The sequence below is a fragment of the Bacteroides sp. BFG-637 genome (genome assembly GCF_024793605.1).
GTDB lineage: Bacteria > Bacteroidota > Bacteroidia > Bacteroidales > Bacteroidaceae > Bacteroides > Bacteroides vicugnae.
On the sequence record NZ_JANUPD010000002.1, the window covers coordinates 4,318,164 to 4,338,424 of the forward strand.

Annotated in this window: 11 protein-coding genes, 1 tRNA gene and 6 pseudogenes; 10 read left to right on the forward strand and 8 right to left on the reverse strand. The window is 40.5% G+C overall.

Annotated elements, in window-relative coordinates; all coding sequences use genetic code 11:
• The first annotated feature begins 28 nt into the window (after window positions 1-28).
• From thrS to NXX38_RS16670, 5 genes and pseudogenes are all read left to right on the forward strand, one after another.
• Window positions 29-1,969, forward strand: a complete 1,941-nt coding sequence (gene thrS, locus NXX38_RS16650) for a threonine--tRNA ligase (RefSeq protein WP_195650686.1) — start codon at window positions 29-31, stop codon at window positions 1,967-1,969.
• Window positions 1,970-2,041: 72 nt separating this feature from the next.
• Window positions 2,042-2,653, forward strand: coding sequence for a translation initiation factor IF-3 (gene infC / locus NXX38_RS16655; RefSeq protein WP_004307244.1), 612 nt, complete (start codon window positions 2,042-2,044; stop codon window positions 2,651-2,653).
• Window positions 2,654-2,722: 69 nt separating this feature from the next.
• A pseudogene (rpmI, locus tag NXX38_RS16660) lies at window positions 2,723-2,919 on the forward strand (50S ribosomal protein L35).
• Window positions 2,920-3,017: 98 nt separating this feature from the next.
• Window positions 3,018-3,368, forward strand: a complete 351-nt coding sequence (gene rplT / locus NXX38_RS16665) for a 50S ribosomal protein L20 (RefSeq protein WP_004297540.1) — start codon at window positions 3,018-3,020, stop codon at window positions 3,366-3,368.
• 358 nt (window positions 3,369-3,726) lie between these two features.
• A complete protein-coding gene (locus tag NXX38_RS16670; RefSeq protein WP_258980299.1) occupies window positions 3,727-4,503 on the forward strand; it encodes an EFR1 family ferrodoxin in 777 nt (258 codons plus the stop codon).
• Here the strand turns inward: NXX38_RS16670 and xpt are convergent.
• From xpt to NXX38_RS16705, 7 genes and pseudogenes are all read right to left on the reverse strand, one after another.
• Window positions 4,490-5,062, reverse strand: coding sequence for a xanthine phosphoribosyltransferase (gene xpt, locus NXX38_RS16675; RefSeq protein ID WP_008999223.1), 573 nt, complete (start codon window positions 5,060-5,062; stop codon window positions 4,490-4,492). The genes NXX38_RS16670 and xpt overlap by 14 nt on opposite strands.
• Before the next feature lie 89 nt (window positions 5,063-5,151).
• On the reverse strand, window positions 5,152-6,459 hold the full coding sequence (locus tag NXX38_RS16680; RefSeq protein ID WP_148366349.1) for a phenylacetate--CoA ligase: 1,308 nt from the start codon (window positions 6,457-6,459) through the stop codon (window positions 5,152-5,154).
• 14 nt (window positions 6,460-6,473) lie between these two features.
• A complete protein-coding gene (locus NXX38_RS16685) occupies window positions 6,474-7,055 on the reverse strand; it encodes an indolepyruvate oxidoreductase subunit beta (RefSeq protein ID WP_258980300.1) in 582 nt (193 codons plus the stop codon).
• A 3-nt stretch (window positions 7,056-7,058) separates the two neighbouring features.
• Window positions 7,059-8,651, reverse strand: a complete 1,593-nt coding sequence (locus NXX38_RS16690) for a thiamine pyrophosphate-dependent enzyme (protein WP_217722784.1) — start codon at window positions 8,649-8,651, stop codon at window positions 7,059-7,061.
• A gap of 83 nt (window positions 8,652-8,734) precedes the next feature.
• On the reverse strand, window positions 8,735-9,772 hold the full coding sequence (gene mltG / locus NXX38_RS16695; protein ID WP_258980301.1) for an endolytic transglycosylase MltG: 1,038 nt from the start codon (window positions 9,770-9,772) through the stop codon (window positions 8,735-8,737).
• Window positions 9,773-10,184: 412 nt separating this feature from the next.
• Window positions 10,185-11,062, reverse strand: a pseudogene (locus tag NXX38_RS16700) (DNA/RNA non-specific endonuclease).
• A 27-nt stretch (window positions 11,063-11,089) separates the two neighbouring features.
• On the reverse strand, window positions 11,090-11,671 hold the full coding sequence (locus NXX38_RS16705; protein WP_258980302.1) for an epoxyqueuosine reductase QueH: 582 nt from the start codon (window positions 11,669-11,671) through the stop codon (window positions 11,090-11,092).
• Window positions 11,672-11,775: 104 nt separating this feature from the next.
• Here NXX38_RS16705 and NXX38_RS16710 point away from each other — a divergent pair.
• A pseudogene (locus tag NXX38_RS16710) lies at window positions 11,776-13,818 on the forward strand (toxin-antitoxin system YwqK family antitoxin).
• Between the two features lie 108 nt (window positions 13,819-13,926).
• A tRNA-Thr gene (locus tag NXX38_RS16715) sits at window positions 13,927-13,999 on the forward strand.
• Window positions 14,000-14,216: 217 nt separating this feature from the next.
• On the opposite strand, the pseudogene NXX38_RS16720 reads toward NXX38_RS16715, so the two are convergent.
• Window positions 14,217-15,426: pseudogene (locus NXX38_RS16720) on the reverse strand (ROK family transcriptional regulator).
• 334 nt (window positions 15,427-15,760) lie between these two features.
• On the opposite strand from NXX38_RS16720, the gene NXX38_RS16725 reads away from it, so the two are divergent.
• The 3 genes and pseudogenes from NXX38_RS16725 (at window position 15,761) to NXX38_RS16735 (ending at window position 20,188) form a co-directional block, all read left to right on the forward strand.
• Window positions 15,761-17,635, forward strand: coding sequence for an FAD-dependent oxidoreductase (locus NXX38_RS16725; RefSeq protein WP_148366358.1), 1,875 nt, complete (start codon window positions 15,761-15,763; stop codon window positions 17,633-17,635).
• A 44-nt stretch (window positions 17,636-17,679) separates the two neighbouring features.
• Window positions 17,680-18,778 (forward strand): annotated as a pseudogene (locus tag NXX38_RS16730) (DUF4434 domain-containing protein).
• Window positions 18,779-18,783: 5 nt separating this feature from the next.
• Window positions 18,784-20,188: pseudogene (locus NXX38_RS16735) on the forward strand (sugar porter family MFS transporter).
• Window positions 20,189-20,261: the final 73 nt, after the last annotated feature.

A 20,261-nucleotide genomic window follows, 5' to 3' on the forward strand; every position in this document is an offset into this window, starting at 1 on the left:
AATTATGAAAATATAACATCATCATATTATGATAAAGATAACATTTCCCGATGGCTCCGTTCGTGAGTATAACGAAGGAGTGAACGGTTTACAGATTGCTGAAAGTATCAGCTCGCGTCTGGCACAGGAAGTGCTGGCATGTGGCGTGAACGGCGAGACTTATGATTTAGGACGTCCTATTAATGAAGATGCTAATTTTGTTCTTTATAAATGGGATGATGAAGAAGGTAAGCATGCATTCTGGCATACAAGTGCACACTTGTTGGCGGAAGCTTTGCAGGAACTTTATCCGGGTATCCAGTTTGGTATCGGACCGGCTATTGAAAACGGATTCTACTATGATGTGGATCCGGGTGAGGCGGTAATAAAAGAAAGTGACCTTCCTGCCATTGAAGCTAAAATGTTGGAACTGGCTGCAAAGAAAGAAGACGTAGTCAGAAAAAGCATCGCAAAAACGGATGCTCTGAAAATGTTTGGTGATCGTGGCGAAACATATAAATGTGAATTGATTTCCGAACTGGAAGACGGACACATTACGACTTATACACAGGGTGCGTTTACTGACCTTTGCCGTGGTCCTCACTTGATGACGACTGCTCCGATCAAGGCTATTAAATTAACTTCTGTGGCTGGTGCTTACTGGCGTGGTCATGAAGACCGTAAGATGTTGACACGTATTTATGGTATCACGTTCCCGAAGAAGAAAATGCTGGATGAGTATCTGGTGTTGTTGGAAGAGGCGAAGAAGCGTGATCATCGTAAGATCGGTAAGGAGATGCAGTTGTTTATGTTCTCCGAAACTGTAGGTAAGGGGCTTCCTATGTGGTTGCCGAAAGGTACTGCATTGCGTTTGCGTCTGCAGGAGTTCTTGCGTCGTATCCAGACACGTTACGATTATCAGGAGGTGATTACTCCGCCAATCGGTAATAAGTTGCTGTATGTGACTTCGGGCCACTATGCAAAATATGGCAAGGATGCCTTCCAACCTATCCATACTCCGGAAGAGGGGGAAGAGTATTTCTTGAAACCAATGAACTGTCCTCACCACTGTGAGATTTACAAGAACTTCCCACGTTCTTATAAAGACCTTCCGTTGCGTATAGCTGAATTTGGTACGGTTTGTCGTTATGAACAAAGTGGAGAGTTACATGGTTTAACTCGTGTTCGTAGTTTTACGCAGGATGATGCGCATATCTTCTGTCGTCCGGAACAGGTGAAAGATGAGTTCCTTCGTGTGATGGATATTATATCTATTGTGTTCCGTTCTATGGATTTCCAGAATTTTGAAGCACAGATATCTTTGCGTGATAAGGTGAACCGTGAAAAGTATATTGGTAGCGATGATAACTGGGAAAAAGCGGAACAGGCTATTATCGAGGCTTGTGCGGAGAAGGGCTTGCCTGCTAAGATTGAGTATGGAGAAGCTGCTTTTTATGGTCCTAAGCTCGACTTTATGGTGAAAGACGCTATTGGTCGTCGTTGGCAGCTGGGTACAATTCAGGTTGACTACAACTTGCCGGAACGCTTTGAACTTGAGTATATGGGCTCTGATAATCAGAAGCACCGTCCGGTGATGATTCACCGCGCTCCGTTCGGATCAATGGAACGTTTTGTTGCCGTATTGATTGAGCACACTGCCGGTAGATTCCCATTGTGGCTGACACCGGAACAGGTAGTTATTCTGCCGATCAGTGAGAAGTTCAATGAATATGCAGAGCAGGTGAAGATGTATCTGAAAATACACGAAATCCGTGCGATTGTAGATGATCGTAACGAGAAGATCGGTCGTAAGATTCGTGATAATGAAATGAAACGCATTCCTTATATGCTGATTGTCGGTGAAAAAGAAGCTGAAAATGGTGAAGTTTCTGTTCGTAGACAAGGCGAAGGTGACAAAGGAACCATGAAATTTGAAGAATTTGCTAAAATTTTGAACGAAGAAGTTCAGAATATGATAAATAAATGGTAACTTTGCAGCCGTTTCAGAATAAAATATTTAGTATAACAATAAAAAGATCAAACCAGGAAGTAAACGTTTTTAATGAAGAATGACACTCTAAAAGGGCAATACAGAATCAATGAACAGATTCGTGCCAAGGAAGTTCGCATAGTAAGCGATGATATTGAACCGAAAGTATATCCAATCTTTCAGGCTCTGAAAATGGCTGAAGAAAAAGAATTGGATTTAGTGGAAATTTCTCCTAATGCTCAACCCCCTGTTTGTCGTATTATTGATTATTCTAAATTTCTTTATCAATTAAAGAAACGTCAGAAGGAACAGAAAGCGAAGCAGGTGAAGGTTAATGTGAAGGAGATTCGTTTTGGTCCCCAGACAGATGACCATGATTACAACTTTAAGTTGAAGCATGCTAAAGGATTCTTGGAAGACGGTGATAAGGTGAAGGCTTATGTATTCTTTAAAGGTCGTTCTATCCTTTTTAAGGAACAAGGTGAAGTATTGTTGCTTCGTTTTGCGAATGATTTGGAAGACTATGCTAAAGTAGATCAGATGCCGATACTGGAAGGTAAGCGTATGACTATACAGCTTTCTCCGAAGAAGAAAGAAGCTCCTAAAAAGCCTGCAACAGCCGGAGCACCGAAACCTGCTGCTCCTGCACAAAAAGCAGAGAAGCCGGAAACGAGCGAAGAATAAGAAAAGGATGCGTAACGCGCAGGTATAGTGCGTTGCCATTATATATTTAATAATTTAAAAACAAGTAAGATGCCAAAGATGAAGACTAACTCCGGTTCTAAAAAAGGTTTACCCTTACCGGAACAGGTAAAATCAAAAGAAAGCACGCTTTTCACAGTCACATTTTGACTAAGAAATCCAAGAAGAGAAAAAGAAATCTGTGCTACTCTACAACTGTTGATACAACAAATGTAAGCCAGGTTAAGGAACTCTTAGCAATGAAGTAATCAAAAGCGTAAAAGTATTATTAAAGTATTAACCGAATGCATTAGCCTGAAGTTCGCTGCGTGAAGTAGCGGCGCTAACATTCAAAAAAAGTAAAACTATGCCAAGATCAGTAAATCATGTTGCTTCAAAAGCAAGAAGAAAGAAAATTTTGAAATTGACCAGAGGTTACTTTGGTGCAAGAAAGAATGTATGGACCGTAGCTAAAAACACTTGGGAAAAGGGTTTGACTTACGCGTTCCGTGACCGTAGAAATAAGAAAAGAAACTTCCGCGCTCTTTGGATACAACGTATCAACGCTGCTGCACGTCTTGAAGGAATGTCTTATTCTAAATTGATGGGCGGTCTGCACAAAGCCGGTATTGAAATAAACCGTAAGGTTTTGGCTGATTTAGCTATGAATCACCCGGAAGCTTTCAAAGCTGTAGTTGCTAAGGCTAAAGCTGCTTAAGCATCAATAGTTTACGAGTTACAAAGTGTCAGTTACTAAGCCAGTAACTGACACTTTTCTTTTGTTAGGCGGATAAAAGGGAGTGAAAAAAATGTTAGTAGGTAAACAAATTCCTTTTTTTTCTTGTTAGTCTCATAGATTCTTATTACATTTGTGATACAAAAATATTAGCCGTATCGACTGGATCGGGAAACTCTTCAAATTAATCTGATGCACCGAGAAAGCTTCGTTCTTCAATGGCGGGCCACATCCTTCGGGACAGCTTTAAGCCGGTGGATTACAAAGAGGGCGAGCGCTCAAATCTTGTTCTATCAGAGTTTCATCACATCGTCGATGCGGCTTTTTTATATACTTTTCTATGATATTTTATTTCTCCGGTACAGGTAATTCTAAGTGGATTGCAAATCAGCTTTCCAAAGAGCAAAAAGAAGAGTTGTTTTTTATTCCCGATGCGCTAAAGAATGGAGCATTGGAGTTTAGTTTGCAGGCAGATGAAAAGATCGGCTTTGTATTTCCTATCTATTCGTGGGGACCTCCTGAAATTGTATTGAACTTTGTTCGACAACTTTCTTTAAAGGGATATAAAGGACAATATTTGTTTTTTGTTTGTTCCTGTGGTGATGATACCGGGCTTACCCAGCAAGTGCTGGCGAAGGCATTGAAGAATAAAGGTTGGGAATGTCACGCTGGTTTTTCGGTGACTATGCCTAATAATTATGTCTTGCTTCCCGGTTTTGACGTGGATAATAAAGAGTTGGAAGAGAAAAAACTAGCGGAGGCTGTTTCGACTGTCAGTAAAATAAATGCTTTGATAAGTAAGAGGGAAGAGATGTTTCTCTGTCATGAAGGGAGTATGCCTTTTATCAAGACGAGGATTATAAATCCGTTGTTTAATCGTTTTCAGATGTCTCCCAAGCATTTTTATGCTACCGATGCTTGTATTGGGTGCAAGCGTTGTGAGAAGATTTGTCCGGTGGAGAATGTTAAAGTTGTGGACGGAAGGCCTGTTTGGGGAATGGATTGCACCTCATGCCTGGCATGTTATCATGTTTGTCCGCAGCATGCGGTGCAATATGGAAAAAGGACGAAAGATAAGGGGCAGTATGTCAACCCCAATCAATCTACTCGTCTTTGATTTTAATACAGCAGTTGGATAAGTCTTCAATGATGGCCAGACTTTCTACTCTGACACCTTGTTCCTCGAGCATTTTACGGCCATTTTGGAAGGCTTTTTCAATAATGAAGCCCATTCCTACCAGATTTGCTCCGGATTGCTTGATGAGGTCAATAATGCCCAATGCGGCATTTCCATATGCGAGAAAGTCATCCACGAAAAGAACATTGTCGTTCGGGGTGAGAAAATCTGCACTGATAACGACTTCATAATCACGGTCTTTGGTGAATGAGTGCACGGTGGTGCTTAGTGCATTCTGGATGGTTTTAGGAGACTTTTTCTTTGCAAATACAACTGGTAAATCCATCAGGTAGCCTGTCATGATAGCAGGGGCGATGCCGCTGGCTTCGATCGTCATAATCTTATTTACGTTTGTGGCTGCAAAACGGCGGACAAACTCAACTCCGATTGATTTCATCAGGACAGGGTCCATTTGATGATTAATAAAACCGTCTACTTTCAGGATACCTCCTTCGTAGCACTTTCCGTCTTGCAGAATTCTTTTTTTAAGTAATTGCATGCTGTATGATATTAATTAAATAATGTGCTAATATTCCATTCCGCATGGTGAACAGCGGTTGGTATATTAGCACATGGAATTTTGAATCGTTATTTGTTGTCTCTTAAGTCTTTCACTCGGACGGCTTTTCCTTCGCTTTGTGGGAGAGAGCCTTTTTTTACCAGTTTAACTTTGGGAGTCACCAATATTTCATCCTTTAATTGGCGGGTTATATCCTTGCGGATCTTCTCCAGTTCAATATAATTGTCAGTGGAAAGGTCGCTTAATTCTACTTCGACGATCATCTCGTCTTGGTTGTTGACCGTTTCCAGTGTAATCAGGTAATTGCTGCCTAATTCGGGGAATTGTACGAGTATCTTTTCTACCTGCATCGGGAAGATATTTACTCCCTTGATAATGAACATATCATCACTGCGTCCCTTGATACGGTCGATACGGATATGCGTGCGGCCGCAGGGGCATTTCCCCGGAAGAATACGGGTTAAGTCGCGGGTGCGATAGCGGATTAACGGCATCATCTCACGGTCGAGAGTTGTAAGCACTAATTCTCCGATTTCTCCTTCCTGAACGGGTTCTCCTGTTTCAGGATCGATAATTTCTACCAGATAACAGTCTTCCCAGAAGTGCATTCCGTTTTGTTCCTGACATTCGAAAGCAACGCCGGGGCCGTTCATTTCTGTCATACCGAAGCTGTTGTATGCTTTTACGCCCAGCATCTTTTCTATTTTCCGGCGTTGTTCGTCGGTGTGAGGTTCGGCACCGATAACCAGCGTTTTCAGTGTGGTTCCTTTGGGATCAAGTCCTTCTTCCTGAAAGACTTCGGCAAGGCGGATGGCATAGCTGGGAATAGCATGTAAAGCGGTAGTCTTAAAGTCGTTGATGAATTTAATCTGTCGTTTACTGTTTCCTGCTGCAGCGGGAACTGTCAGGCAGCCCAGGCGTTCTGCACCGTATTGGAAACCCAGCCCTCCTGTAAACATACCGTATCCGGAGCTGTTTTGGAAGACGTCGGTCTTGCGTATTCCTACTGCGTATAGGCAACGGGCTACCAGGTTGGCCCAGGAGTCGAGATCGTGCTGTGAGTGAACAATAACTGTCGGGTTTCCGGTAGTACCACTGGAAGAGTGAATACGTACACCATCATTGCTCATATCACCTGCTACCAGCCCGAAAGGATAGTGGGCACGCATATCGGCTTTGGTAGTAAAGGGCAATTTGCGGATATCGTCTAATGATTGTATGCTATCTGCTGTGATGCCATGTTTGCTGAAAACTTCTTTGTAATATGGGGAGTTCGCAGCTATATTGATTGTTTTCTTGAGCCGTCGAAGTTGTAATTCCTGCAACTTCTCCCGGCTCATGGTTTCTAGTTCTTCTTCCCAGTATTGTGTACTCATGATAATGTCTGTTATTACATTAGCTTTTCTGCAATTTCCTTGCCGGCGGCCAATGCTTTAAGATTCATTTCTACAATTGCTTCTCCCTTGCGCTGGAAGATTTCCCGAATGCTGTCTTGCACTTTCTCGTAATTGATGCCGAGGAATGGAATCGTTGCTCCCAATAAGACAATGTTGGCAACACGGGCGGAGCCTACTTCTTTGGCTACTTTGTCTACGTTCAACACAATTTTGTGAGGCAGCTTATTGATTTCTGTCATTACTTTGTCTGCTTCCGGATAATTGGGGATATTGACAAACGGAGTTTCGTTAGTCACCAACCAACCGTTAGGGCTAAGATAGGGGAGGTAGCGCAATCCTTCCATGGGTTCCAATGAAATAATAAGGTCGCATTTACCTGATGGGATCAAGTCAGAAGCAATCGGCTGGTCGCTGATACGGAGGTTGGATTGAACATCTCCTCCGCGTTGGCTCATTCCGTGCACTTCTGCTTGTTTCATATATAATCCTTCTTTCAAGGCAGCTTTGCCGATCACTGTAGCAATAGACAGAATTCCCTGTCCACCGACTCCTGATAATATAATGTCTTTCTTCATGGCTTACTTACTTCTTTTTTTGCGTGCTAATGTCTGGATACACTCTCTGCGTGGAATAATGACAGATACACCACGATATTCGATCTCTTCGCGAATGATTTGCTTCATCTCCTCATAGTTTTTCTTCAGCGGAGTAACGACACGGATATGAGCCGGATCTACTCCGATACCTGCACAGATCGCTTCGATACGTCCGGTTCCGGCAGAGTCCTGTCCACCTGTCATGGCAGTAGTTTCATTGTCGGAGATGACGATGGTTACACTGGCATTCTCGTTCACACAATCTAGTAGTCCGGTCATTCCGGAATGAGTGAATGTGGAGTCTCCGATGACAGCTACAGCCGGGAAAAGCCCTCCGTCAGCCGCACCTTTTGCCATCGTGATGGAGGCGCCCATGTCTACACATGAGTTGATTGCGTTGAAAGGAGCATTCGCACCTAGCGTGTAACAGCCGATGTCACTGAATACTTTATGAGATGGGTATTCTTCTTTCAGAACTTCGGTCAATGTGATATACATATCGCGGTGTCCGCAACCTTCGCAAAGTGCAGGCGGACGCATTTCTACAACAGAAGGAATGCCGAATTCAGATTTATTCTCTTTGCCTACGGCGCGGGCTACAGAGTCCGGATTTAATTCTCCATCCTGTGACAGAGTGCCGTCCAAGCGTCCTTTTACTTTAACGCCGATGCCCAGATAACCTTTCAATTGTTTTTCTACAAATGGTTGTCCGTCTTCCAGAACGAGGATTTCGTCACAGGAGTCAATCAATTGATGTAATTGCTTTTTAGGCAATGGGTACTGGCCGATTTTAAGTACCGGATATTCACAACCTTCAGGATAGTTTTCCATCAGATAATTGTAACCTATACCGCAAGCGATAATTCCTAACTTTTTGTTAGGACCATCTGTATATTTATTATAAGGTGATTCTTCCGAGGCTTTGATAAATTCGTCTTGGCGGGCAAGCAATACTTTGTAGCGTTTGCGGGCGTTTCCCGGCAACAAGATGAACTGACGGGGATCTTCGCTGAAAGAGATACCATTCTGTGGTTTTTGTGCTTTGCGTTCTACTCCGGAGCGGGAGTGTGCAAGGCGGGTTACCATACGCATCAAGATCGGTTCGCCCAATTTTTCAGAGAATTCGAAGCCACTGTATACCATATCATACGCTTCCTGCTGATTGCTGGGTTCGTACATGGGGATCAGTGAGAAATCTCCGTAGAAACGGCTGTCTTGTTCGTTCTGCGAAGAGTGCATACTGGGGTCGTCTGCTGCTATCACCATCAATCCGCCTTTCACGCCTGTGACGGCAGAGTTGACAAAACAGTCGGCAGCTACATTCATACCTACGTGCTTCATACAAACTAATGCCCGTTTACCAACGAATGACATACCCAACGCAGCTTCCATCGCTGTTTTTTCATTGGCGCACCAACGGCTGTGTATATTCTGTTCGGTCGTTATTGGGGCCATTTGAATATATTCCGTAATTTCAGTTGAAGGAGTACCAGGATAGGCATAAACACCAGAAAGTCCGGCATCCAGTGCAGCTTGTGCAATGGCTTCATCGCCAAGTAAGAGTTGCTTGCTCATATATATTTCTTTTATTTAGTGTTGATCACAGTTTGTTAATCTATCGGGCAAAGATAGGCTTTTCCGTTCGTTTTATTACAAATTTACTTGAAAATCTTTCTTTCATTCAGGGCTTTCCAGTATTTTCTTGCATTTGCCATGTGGTCGGCATAATTGGATGCAAAGTTGTGAGTTCCGGAAAAATCCTCTTTGGCGCACATGTAGATATAGTTATGTTTGGTATAGTTCAATACGCTGTCTATTCCCTTTTTAGAAGGGATACGGATGGGGCCTGGAGGCAGTCCGATATTTATATAGGTGTTATAGGGGGAGTTGACTTTCAAATTCTCATTGGTGATTCGGCGCAGACCGAAATCCTGCAGTGCAAATTTGATGGTAGGATCTGCCTGCAGAGGCATATCTTGATGTAAACGGTTGATATACAATCCGGCTACCATTGGCTTTTCTTCATTGTTGTTGGTTTCTTCTTCGACGATGGAAGCAAGAGTGCTGACTTCTTCCGGTGTCATGCCGATGGCGGTGGCTTGTGCCAGACGTTCTTTGTTCCAGAAGCGTTCGTGCTCATTCTTCATTCGTTTAAAGAAGTCGTCTACGCTCATGTCCCAATATACCTGATAGGTTTCAGGTATGAAAAGGCTGGGGAGTGTTATGGTTGTGTATCCCATTTGAGCCTGGAAAGTAGAGTCGAATAACTGGCTGGCGATTTCGGCAGAGTCTATCATGAGTTGTTTCCCAATGCTTCGTGCTAACCGGTCTAATGTCCGGACACTTCCGATAGTAAGGTTGACCGCCTCCTGATAACCTCTGGAAAAGCGGCTATATACATGATAGACATTGTCATTGGGGCGAATGGCATAACGTCCGGTATGGATATTCTGATCGAAATCTTTGTATTTTGCCATCCACCGGAATCCGGCGAACTTATTGACGTGCCCGAATTCTTTTATTTTATGGTAGATAGAATCGGCTGTATCATCCCGGTCTACATAAATATATACAGTTTTAGATGGATGAAATTGAGGAGCAAACAGATAGTAATAAAAGGTGCCTCCGGCAATTGCACAAAGGAGGAATGCTCCGATTAGAATGGATAATAGAATGTTTCTCTTTTTTCTCTTCATCTTTTGAGGTATATTTAAAAAGTTCGCCAAAGATAAAAAGAATTTGGATAGGATTGTTCTCTTTACATGATGAATCACAGGGCGACCGCATCAAAAGTTTGTTTTCTTTTGGTGCGGTTTATGAAGCTGTTTCTTCATCTTGCGTTTCACCTTTCTTGATTTATCCGGATCTTTATAGTATTTCCTTTTTTGTATAGTAACTCCATTAGTTCCATATATTGTGGGAATACTTTCCCACAATATAAAAGAATACTTTCCCATAATATGTGGGACTAATTGAATTACTTGATGATACCGTGTGAAACCGTTAGAATCGCTACGGCATCCTTTTATAATAAGGTGAAGGACTGTTGTAACAGAATACTATTGGCGTATGGAGATAAATTCGTTTCAGCTGAATGAGTTTTGCAAGTTAGTTCGGCCATAAGGAATAATTAGCGTCCGCTTCTATCCTGTTTTCTATTTCGTCGGGCAGGGGGCAAAGAAATCCATATTAGTCAGGCTCTCGATGCTATCCACTGTGACTACATATGAAGATAGAGGTTCTACTGCCTGCTCGTTGTTGAATAAGAAGCCGATGGCCCGTATCGGTTTGACAAAAGGGGATAGGACTACTTTGAAAAACTGTTGAGGTACTACGACTTTATTTTTTCCAATCGTTTTAGGCTGTTTTTCAATAATAGGTCCACATATAATAATAATGGCACTATCTGCTATGGCCCAATTCCGGATTTTATCTTCCAGATTTTTCCACCCTCTTCTGTTTAACTGTGGATGTTGTGGACACATATTGCTGAAATAGAATGATTCCTTCATGGCTTCGGGGCTCCATTTCATATCTGCTGCAGGAGCCATGTGGCCTTTATCATATCCTGAACGGGTGTAGTCGGCATTCGTGGCAATCGGACCTGTCACTAATGGATCGGCAATGAAACGATTGCCTCTTTTTTCTTTTCCTTTGGTTTCTTCCCGGGTTAATTCGTAAGAGACCCAGTTGGGGATCTTTAAATCTTTGTTATATGATACGGTATATCCGCTATGCCGGATGATTTGTTCTTGCCGGGGAGCTAATGATATGGGTGTCTCCAGATCTTTGCCAAGTGGAATTTGAAGGGAAGCATCGGTTTGCAGTTCATTATTTTTCTGGATATTAATCTGTTGGCAATACAAATAGACGCCAAAAAGAATAGGAATGAGCACAATGATGGCGATGATACATCCTAACTTGTTATTGGAATGTGATTTCTTTTTGAATAGCTTTCTGTTTTTACTTTTTTTACTTCGATTCATTGGTTAGCTGCTGATGTCGGGTTCGTTTTATTCTTCTTTTCTCATGCTGAATTCGCAACCGCAATATTGTTGGTTGTAGAAGTTATACTCTTTAATGATGGCAATGCGTCGTTCACTAAGTCCGCCTTTCCGCCAATTCTGCTCCCAGTATGTGACATCCGGGTATGAAGCAGTGGCATATTGTCCGGCTTCATTAATCTGCTCCAGACTTTTCCAACGACTGGAAGCAAGCGTTGTGGTTATTACGGAAAGGCCATGTTCGTGTGCATAACGGGCGGTCTCCAATAAGCGTAGTTTAAAGCAACGCAGGCAGCGTCCTCCTCTTTCGGGTTCCTGCTCCATTCCTGCTATATGACATCGCCAGTTTTCATGATCGTAATCAGCATCTATTATCTCCAATCCCAATGATTGGGCATAGCGTGTACATTCGTTTTTTCTTATCATATACTCTTCCAGCGGATAGATATTAGGATTGCAATAATAGATAACAGGGGTAATGTGATGTTGCATCATACATTCAATAATGGCTGATGAACAAGGAGCGCAACAGGTATGAAGTAAGACCTTATCGGCTCCTCCCGGAACTTCGAGTTGGAATTTCTTTTTCATGCGGTAAAGTTAGTACATATTTACGATACGAGTCAATGGTTTATGTTTTATTCAGAATAGTTTTTTTTGTATATTTGTCCATTCAAGTTTATAACAACTCAATAATGGATGAATTAAATTGCGGGCAAGAAGAGCAATATGCAGGCCCGGAGAAGAAAAAAAGTACCTCGAAAATAGTGAAGAGAACTTTAGTTGTGGCTGCATTGGCTTTGGCGGTATATGTTGTATATTCCGTGGTTTATTTATTTGTCTCGCCTGATCGGAATATTCAGCAGATCTATCTGGTTCCGGAAGATGCGGCATTTATTATTCAGTCATCGGCTCCGATTGAAGATTGGGAGAAGTTTAGTGGAAGCGAGACGTGGCAATGCCTGAAGAAAGCGAAATCTTTTGAGGAGGTGACGCAAAGTGTGGAGAAGCTGGATTCCGTTGTCAAAAGCAATAAGGTATTATTGTCGCTTGTTGGTGAGCGGGATATGCTTATTTCGCTCCATAAGACTCGTCCCACTAATTGGGATTTTCTACTTATCCTGGATATGCAGAAGACATCAAAGATGGACTTATTGAAAGACCAGGTTGAAACCGTATTGGTTATGAGTGGTTTTACTGTGACTAACCGGATGCATAATGGCATTAATATCCTTGAAATGCGCGATCCCGAGACGAGGGATATTTTCTATATTGCTTTTGTCGATAATCATTTGGTCGGTTCTTATACATCCGGACTTGTCGAGTCGGCTATTGATTCTCGTAATAAACCTAAAATCGGGCTTGATCAGTCTTTTATTGAAACAGAGAAGTTGGTTTCCGGTAAGGGGCTTGTCAGGGTCTTTATCAATTATGCGCGTGTACCTCAATTTATGTCTATTTATTTAGGTACAAGAAATGAGTATATCGATCTGTTTAGCAATTCCATGAATTTTGCGGGACTTTATTTAAATATGAATAAGGAAAGGATGGAGGTGAAAGGATATACGTTGAAAAAAGATTCTGCCGATCCTTATGTCACTGCTTTGTTGAATTCGGGAAAACATAAAATGAAAGCGCATGAGATTCTGTCCGGGCGGACAGCTCTTTATACGAATATAGGTTTCAATAGTCCGGTAACTTTTGTAAAGGAATTGGAGAATGCACTGTCGGTTCACAATAAACAGCTGTATGATTCTTATCAAAGTTCCCGGAAAAAGAAGAAGGGCTATTCGGTATATCTTTGGAAGAAAACTTCTTGAGTTGGATGTCAGGAGAGTTTGCTATTACCCAATCCGAACCAGGTTTGTTAGGGCATGATCCCGAACTGATTCTGGCTATCAGGGCTAAAAGTATTAAAGATGCCCGTAAGAACATGGAATTCATTGAAAAGAAGATTAAGCGACGTACTCCGGTTAAGATTAAGACTGCTAATTATAAGGATTTCGAGATTAATTATATCGAGATGAAAGGCTTTTTCCGCTTGTTCTTTGGGAAGCTATTTGATAAATTTGAGAAGCCATACTATACTTATGTTGACGATTATGTCGTTTTTAGTAATAAAGCTGCTTCTTTACTTTCCTTTGTAGAAGATTACGAGCAGAAGAATTTATTGAAAAATAATCCGGGTTTTGAAAATGCACTGTCATATTTAAAATCAAGTTCCTACCATTTTCTTATATACAGATGTGCGCAAGTTTTATTCCCAGTTGAAACCGATGATGAATCCTGCCACATGGAATGAAATACAATCAAACAAAGACGTTTTGTATTCATTCCCTTACTGGACTATGCAGATTATAGGAGAGGATCACTCGGCTTCTTTGCAGTATGTGATGGATTATAGCCCATATCAACCGGAAGAGGTTGCCGTTGCTATTGCTACTGATGAAGATGATAAGGAAATGAACGAAGATGCTGAAACCGAGAAAGAGCAGATGAGCGAACTGAAACGTTTCTATGTCGAAAAGTTTGAAGGGAATGTGTTGCGGGAGTTCTATCCGGAAGGCGCATTGAAGAGTGAAGCGGAAGTAAAAGAAGGGAAACGTCACGGCCGTTACCGTGAATATTATGAAGATGGTACCTTGAAACTTCGTGGAAAGTATGCAAATAATAAACCGAAAGGTACATGGAAATATTATACCGAGGACGGGAAATTTGAGCGCAAAGAAAAGTTTTAGATTACGTCAACAAAAGTTGATTTAAAAAATAAGCTCAAAAAATAATCGGATTCTTTTTGTTTTCTCAAATAAAGCTGTAATTTTGCACGCCGTAAACGAGAGACAAACGCCGCTATAGCTCAGTTGGTAGAGCAACGCATTCGTAACGCGTAGGTCGCCAGTTCAAGTCTGGCTAGCGGCTCTCAAATTAGAACGCTGATTATTAACTAATAATCAGCGTTCTAATTTTTATAAAATATCCAATTTCCTATGAAAGGAAAATTCAGTGTATGTAATAGATGTGAAATATAAAAATGTAATCTATGTTGAGTCGTATTATTGTTTTAGTAGTTGCCGGAGTGGCAGTAGTCTATATCGTTCGCTTTATAGATAACTTTTTCTCCCAGCGTAGAAGATAATCAGCTTTCAAACATTCTGCTGCGTGCTAGCATACAAGCGCCAACAATGCCAGCTTTATCTTTCAATTTGGATGTTATAATGGCTGAATCCTTATTCACCAGATTGAGTGAGTATTTGCGTACGGCTGTTTTTATGGGCTGGGTGATATAATCGCCGGTCAGAGATAAAGTTCCCCCTATAATTACCAGTTCCGGGTTGAAGATGTTGATTAGTCCGGCAATCTGTTTTCCCAGTTTCTGCCCGATTTCTTCTACGATTTCAATGCAAAGCAAGTCTTCTTTATTCACGGCAGCAATTATCTCATCAAGAGTGATCGGATTTTCTTCTGTGGCGACTCGAGTCGATAGTATGGAGCTTTCCCCGTTCTGAATACGTTCCAATAAAATACGGTGCAGTGCTGAACCGGAGGCTTCTGTCTCCAGGCATCCTTTTTTGCCGCAATGGCAGATTATTTCATTATCATAAGCGCTCATGTGTCCAAACTCACCGGAGAAACCGGATTTTCCAGTATAGATCTTCCCGTCAATAATAATTCCGATCCCTACTCCCCAGCTTACATTTACAAAAATGATATCTTTTTCTCCTTTTACACAGCCTTGCATATATTCTCCATAGGTCATGGCACGCGTATCATTGTCAACAGTCACTTTATATCCTAATTTTTCGGATAATACATCTGCTAATGGTCTCTCCTCAAAAATTAAACTGGCTGAAGCTATATCCTGATTCAGGATTTACACGACCCGATACATTTACATTAATATTTAAGATCTTCTCTTTATTAATAGTGAGTTTCTTTATAAAATTGAGAATATGTTTGCATAACTCATTCATCCCTTCAATTGAGTTCTCAAATTTATAAGGTATATTCATTTTCAGTTCCACCATATCGCCTTTAAAATTTATCAGGCCGATATTGACAGCGAATCTTTTAATGTCTACACCTAAAAAGTAACCGGATTCGGGATTAAGTCCATAAAGGTTTGGATGGCGTCCGCCGCTAGTTTCCAATTTTCCATAATCATTAATATATCCGTCATCACACATTTCGCCAATAAATTTGGTGACAGTTGGTACACTTAAATCCAGCTCTTTTGAAAGATCGGGAATTGTAGAACTGCCATTATATATATAATGTGTAATAATTCTCTTTTTGACGAGAGCGCTTTTAGAGCCCTTTTCTATTTCTTTCAAGAATTGTTGGTTCATAACTATGCTTATTTGGTAATTCACACAAAGATAATTAATTTTTTTATTAATTTACGGTTTTAGAACCTTGAAAATTAGAATATCTTGGATGTTATACTATATATATGTTATCTAATGAGTTTATATACAGGATAATATAAGGGTGATCGATTATGGGTATAATAAATGGAATATGATGATTGGTGAATTAATTACCCCTTCTATTAATTAATTATGCTATCAATAATGTTTTTATTAATAAAATATTTTATTATCTATTGTTTATTTAATAAATATAACTATATTTGTGCCGTGATATTATTAATAAAAGTCTGTATCCTTAAATGAATTTAGTATGAGAAACTATTTTTTAGGTTTGTGTCTATTGTTTGCTTTATGTTTCACAGCATGCTCTCGTTCTGATGATTCTGTTGATGTGTTAATTATTGGTGGGGGTGCCAGTGGCGTAACTGCTGGTATTCAGTCTGCTCGAATGGGAGTTGAGACATTGATAGTGGAAGAAACAGAATGGTTGGGGGGAATGCTTACTTCCGCAGGTGTAAGTGCTGTTGATGGAAATTATGATTTGCCGGCTGGTTTGTTTGGTGAGTTTCGCGGACATTTAGCAGATTATTATGGAGGACTTGATTCTTTAAAAACCGGTTGGGTGAGTGGAGTGTTATTTGAACCTTCAGTTGGAAATAAAATTTTCCATGAGATGGTTGGCGTAGAGAAAAACTTAAAAGTATGGCATAATGCTACTCTGGTAAAATTGGAAAGAAAAGATGATTCTTGGATTGCTCAAATTCAGATGAAGGATAATACGATTAAAAAAGTATGCGCTAAGATTTTGATTGATGGTACGGAATTGGGTGATATAGCCAAAATGTGCGGTGTGAAATATGATATCGGCATGGAAAGCCGTCATGATACTAAAGAAGATATTGCCCCGGAAGAGAAAAATAATATAGTTCAGGATATTACATACGTTGCAATCTTGAAAGATTATGGTAAGGATGTGACGATTCCTTGCCCTGAAGGATACAATAAAGATGAATTTGCTTGTGCGTGCGCCAGTCCTGTTTGTGTCACACCTAAAGAACCGGATCGTGTATGGTCTAAGGAAATGATGATAACATATGGGAAGCTTCCTAATAATAAGTATATGATAAATTGGCCGATAGAAGGCAATGATTATTATGTTAACCTGATTGAGATGACTCGTGAGGAACGTGAAGAAGCTTTGAAATATGCCAAGCATTATACAATGTGTTTTGTTTATTTCCTGCAACATGAGTTAGGCTTTAATACATTGGGATTGGCTGATGATGAATATCCTACGGCCGACAAACTGCCATTTATTCCTTATCATAGGGAGTCAAGAAGAATCCATGGATTGGTTCGTTTTAATTTAAATCATGTTTGTGAGCCGTTCAACCAGTCTCAACCACTTTATCGCACTTGCATTGCTGTTGGAAATTATCCAGTAGATCATCATCATACCCGTTATCATGGATATGAAGAATTGCCTAATCTCTATTTTCATCCGGTACCTTCGTATGGATTGCCTTTAGGAACCCTGATTCCAAAAGATGTTGAAGGTTTGATTGTTGCTGAAAAATCAATATCCGTTTCCAATATAATTAATGGTACCACTCGCTTGCAACCTATGGTAATGCAGATTGGACAGGCAGCGGGAGCATTGGCAGCTCTTGCAGTGAAAGAAAATAAGAATATTAGTGAAGTGTCTGTTCGGGAAGTGCAAAATGTAATTTTGGATGCGAAAGGATATTTATTACCTTATTTAGATGTTGCAATGGATCATCCAATGTTTAAATCATTACAGCGTGTAGGTTCTACAGGAATTTTAAAAGGTATAGGTAAAAGTGTTGACTGGGCAAATCAAACGTGGTTTAGAGCAGATACTTTGTTATTGGCAAATGAGTTGGAAGGGCTAAGAGATGTGTATCCCTTTGTTGATAAGCAAAATTTTGAAGGTAATAATACCATATCAATTCAGAAAGCGGTAGAGATGATAGAAGGGATTGCTGAAAAAGAAAGTATTGAGTTGAAGAAGGGTAGGATTGAAGAAATCTGGAGTGAATTTGGCTTGAAAGATTTAGATATGAATCGAAATATTCTACGGGGTGAAATGGCTATTTTGATAGATCAGATATTAGATCCTTTCAATAATAAAAAAATAGATATTACAGGACAGTATATTCAATAGGTAATAAAAATATAAATGTTAACAGCTGTTTTAATTAAACTAATATGAAAACATTAGATCGAAGAAATTTTCTAAAAAAAGCCACATTGGCTGGTGCGTCGGCTTTGGCTGTGCCAACATTGTTTGAATCTTGTACTTCAAAAGCTAATGCTAGTACAATAGTGGCAACCGATGGTCTGGAAAGTAAACTCATTGTTCCTAAAAACAATGGATTAAAAATTACCGGAACTTTTCTGGATGAGATATCGCATGACATTCCACATCAGAACTGGGGTGAGAAAGAATGGGACTTGGATTTTCAGCACATGAAAAATATAGGAATTGATACAGTAATAATGATTCGTTCGGGCTATCGTAAATTTGTAACTTTCCCTTCTCCTTATTTGCTGAAAAAAAGGTTGCTATATGCCTTCTGTTGATTTGGTAGATATGTTTTTGCGTTTAGCTGAAAAGTATGGAATGAAATTCTATTTTGGATTATATGATTCGGGTAAATACTGGGACACAGGAGATATGACCTGGGAAGTAGAAGATAATAAATATGTGATTGATGAGGTTTGGAAAAACTATGGTTCTAAGTATAAAAGTTTTGGTGGATGGTACATCAGTGGTGAAATTAGCCGGGCAACAAAAGGAGCAATTGGTGCTTTTTATGCATTAGGTAAACAATGTAAAGATGTATCCAATGGATTGCCTACTTTTATATCTCCTTGGATCGATGGCAAAAAAGCAATAATGGGAACGACAAAGATGACTAAGGAAGATGCCGTTTCTGTACAACAACACGAAAAAGAGTGGGATGAAATTTTTGATGGAATTCATGAGGTGGTAGACGCATGCGCTTTTCAAGATGGTCATATTGATTATGATGAACTGGATGCCTTCTTTTCTGTCAATAAAAAGTTAGCAGATAAGTATGGTATGCAATGTTGGACAAATGCCGAATCTTTTGACCGTGATATGCCTATTCGTTTTCTACCCATTAAGTTCGATAAACTTCGGATGAAATTGGAAGCGGCAAAACGTGCTGGATATGATAAGGCTATCACCTTCGAATTTTCTCATTTTATGAGTCCGCAATCAGCTTATTTGCAAGCGGGGCATTTATATGACAGATATAAAGAATATTTTGAAATAAAATAAATATGGTGAAGTCTACAATCAATTTTGGTTATCTTATATTCCTTTCTGTCGTGGCAGCATTGGGAGGCTTTTTGTTCGGATATGATACTGCAGTTATATCGGGAACAATTGCCCGGGTAACTCAACTATTTCAATTAGATACATTGCAACAGGGATGGTATGTAGGATGTGCTTTAGTCGGCTCTATTGTGGGTGTTCTTTTTGCGGGAATCTTAAGTGATAAGTTAGGAAGAAAACTTACGATGGTTATTTCAGCCGTATTGTTTTCTACATCAGCCTTAGGATGTGCTCTATGTGCCGATTTTTCTCAGTTAGTGATCTATCGGATTATAGGTGGAGTAGGGATAGGGGTTGTTTCCATCGTTTCTCCTCTTTATATATCTGAAGTATCTGTGGCACAGTATAGAGGGCGTTTGGTATCGCTATATCAATTAGCTGTAACGGTAGGTTTCTTAGGGGCCTATTTGATTAATTATCAATTATTGGCATGGGCAGAGAGTGGAACTCAATTAAGTGTAGACTGGTTGAATAAAGTATTTATTACTGAAGTTTGGAGAGGTATGTTAGGGATGGAAACATTGCCCGCAATCTTATTTTTCATTATCATATTCTTTATTCCGGAAAGCCCTCGTTGGTTAATCGTACGTGGTAAAGATTTAAAAGCTGTGAATATACTGGAAAGAATATACAATTCAATTACAGAAGCGAAAAGTCAATTAAAAGAAACGAAATCTGTACTGACCTCTGAAACAAGATCGGAATGGTCGTTGTTAATGAAGCCTGGAATCTTCAAAGCTGTTATTATCGGTGTTTGTATTGCTATTTTAGGGCAATTTATGGGAGTGAATGCAGTGCTTTATTACGGCCCTTCTATTTTTGAAAATGCAGGACTTTCAGGTGGAGATTCTCTTTTTTACCAAGTTCTGGTAGGACTAGTCAACACCTTGACCACTGTTCTGGCTCTTGTCATCATTGATAAGGTAGGCCGCAAGAAGCTGGTTTATTACGGAGTTTCGGGAATGGTTGTTTCTCTGATTCTCATCGGCCTGTACTTCCTCTTCGGAGATTCCCTGGGGAGTATCCAGCCTCTTCCTGCTTATTTTCTTCCTGTTCTATGTATTCTGTTGTGCCGTGTCTATCTGCGCTGTGGTGTTCGTGCTCCTCTCGGAGATGTATCCCACCAAGGTTCGCGGACTGGCCATGTCGATAGCAGGATTCGCTCTCTGGATCGGAACGTACCTGATCGGACAGTTGACCCCCTGGATGCTCCAGAACCTTACCCCCGCCGGAACATTCTTCCTGTTCGCCCTCATGTGCGTGCCATATATGCTGATTGTCTGGAAACTCGTGCCGGAGACTACCGGGAAGTCACTGGAGGAGATTGAAAGATATTGGACCCGTTCGGAATAAATATAAAACAGACCTTAATAACAATAAACTAACATCTTATAAATATGGATAGTAAGAACAACATTGGTCATTC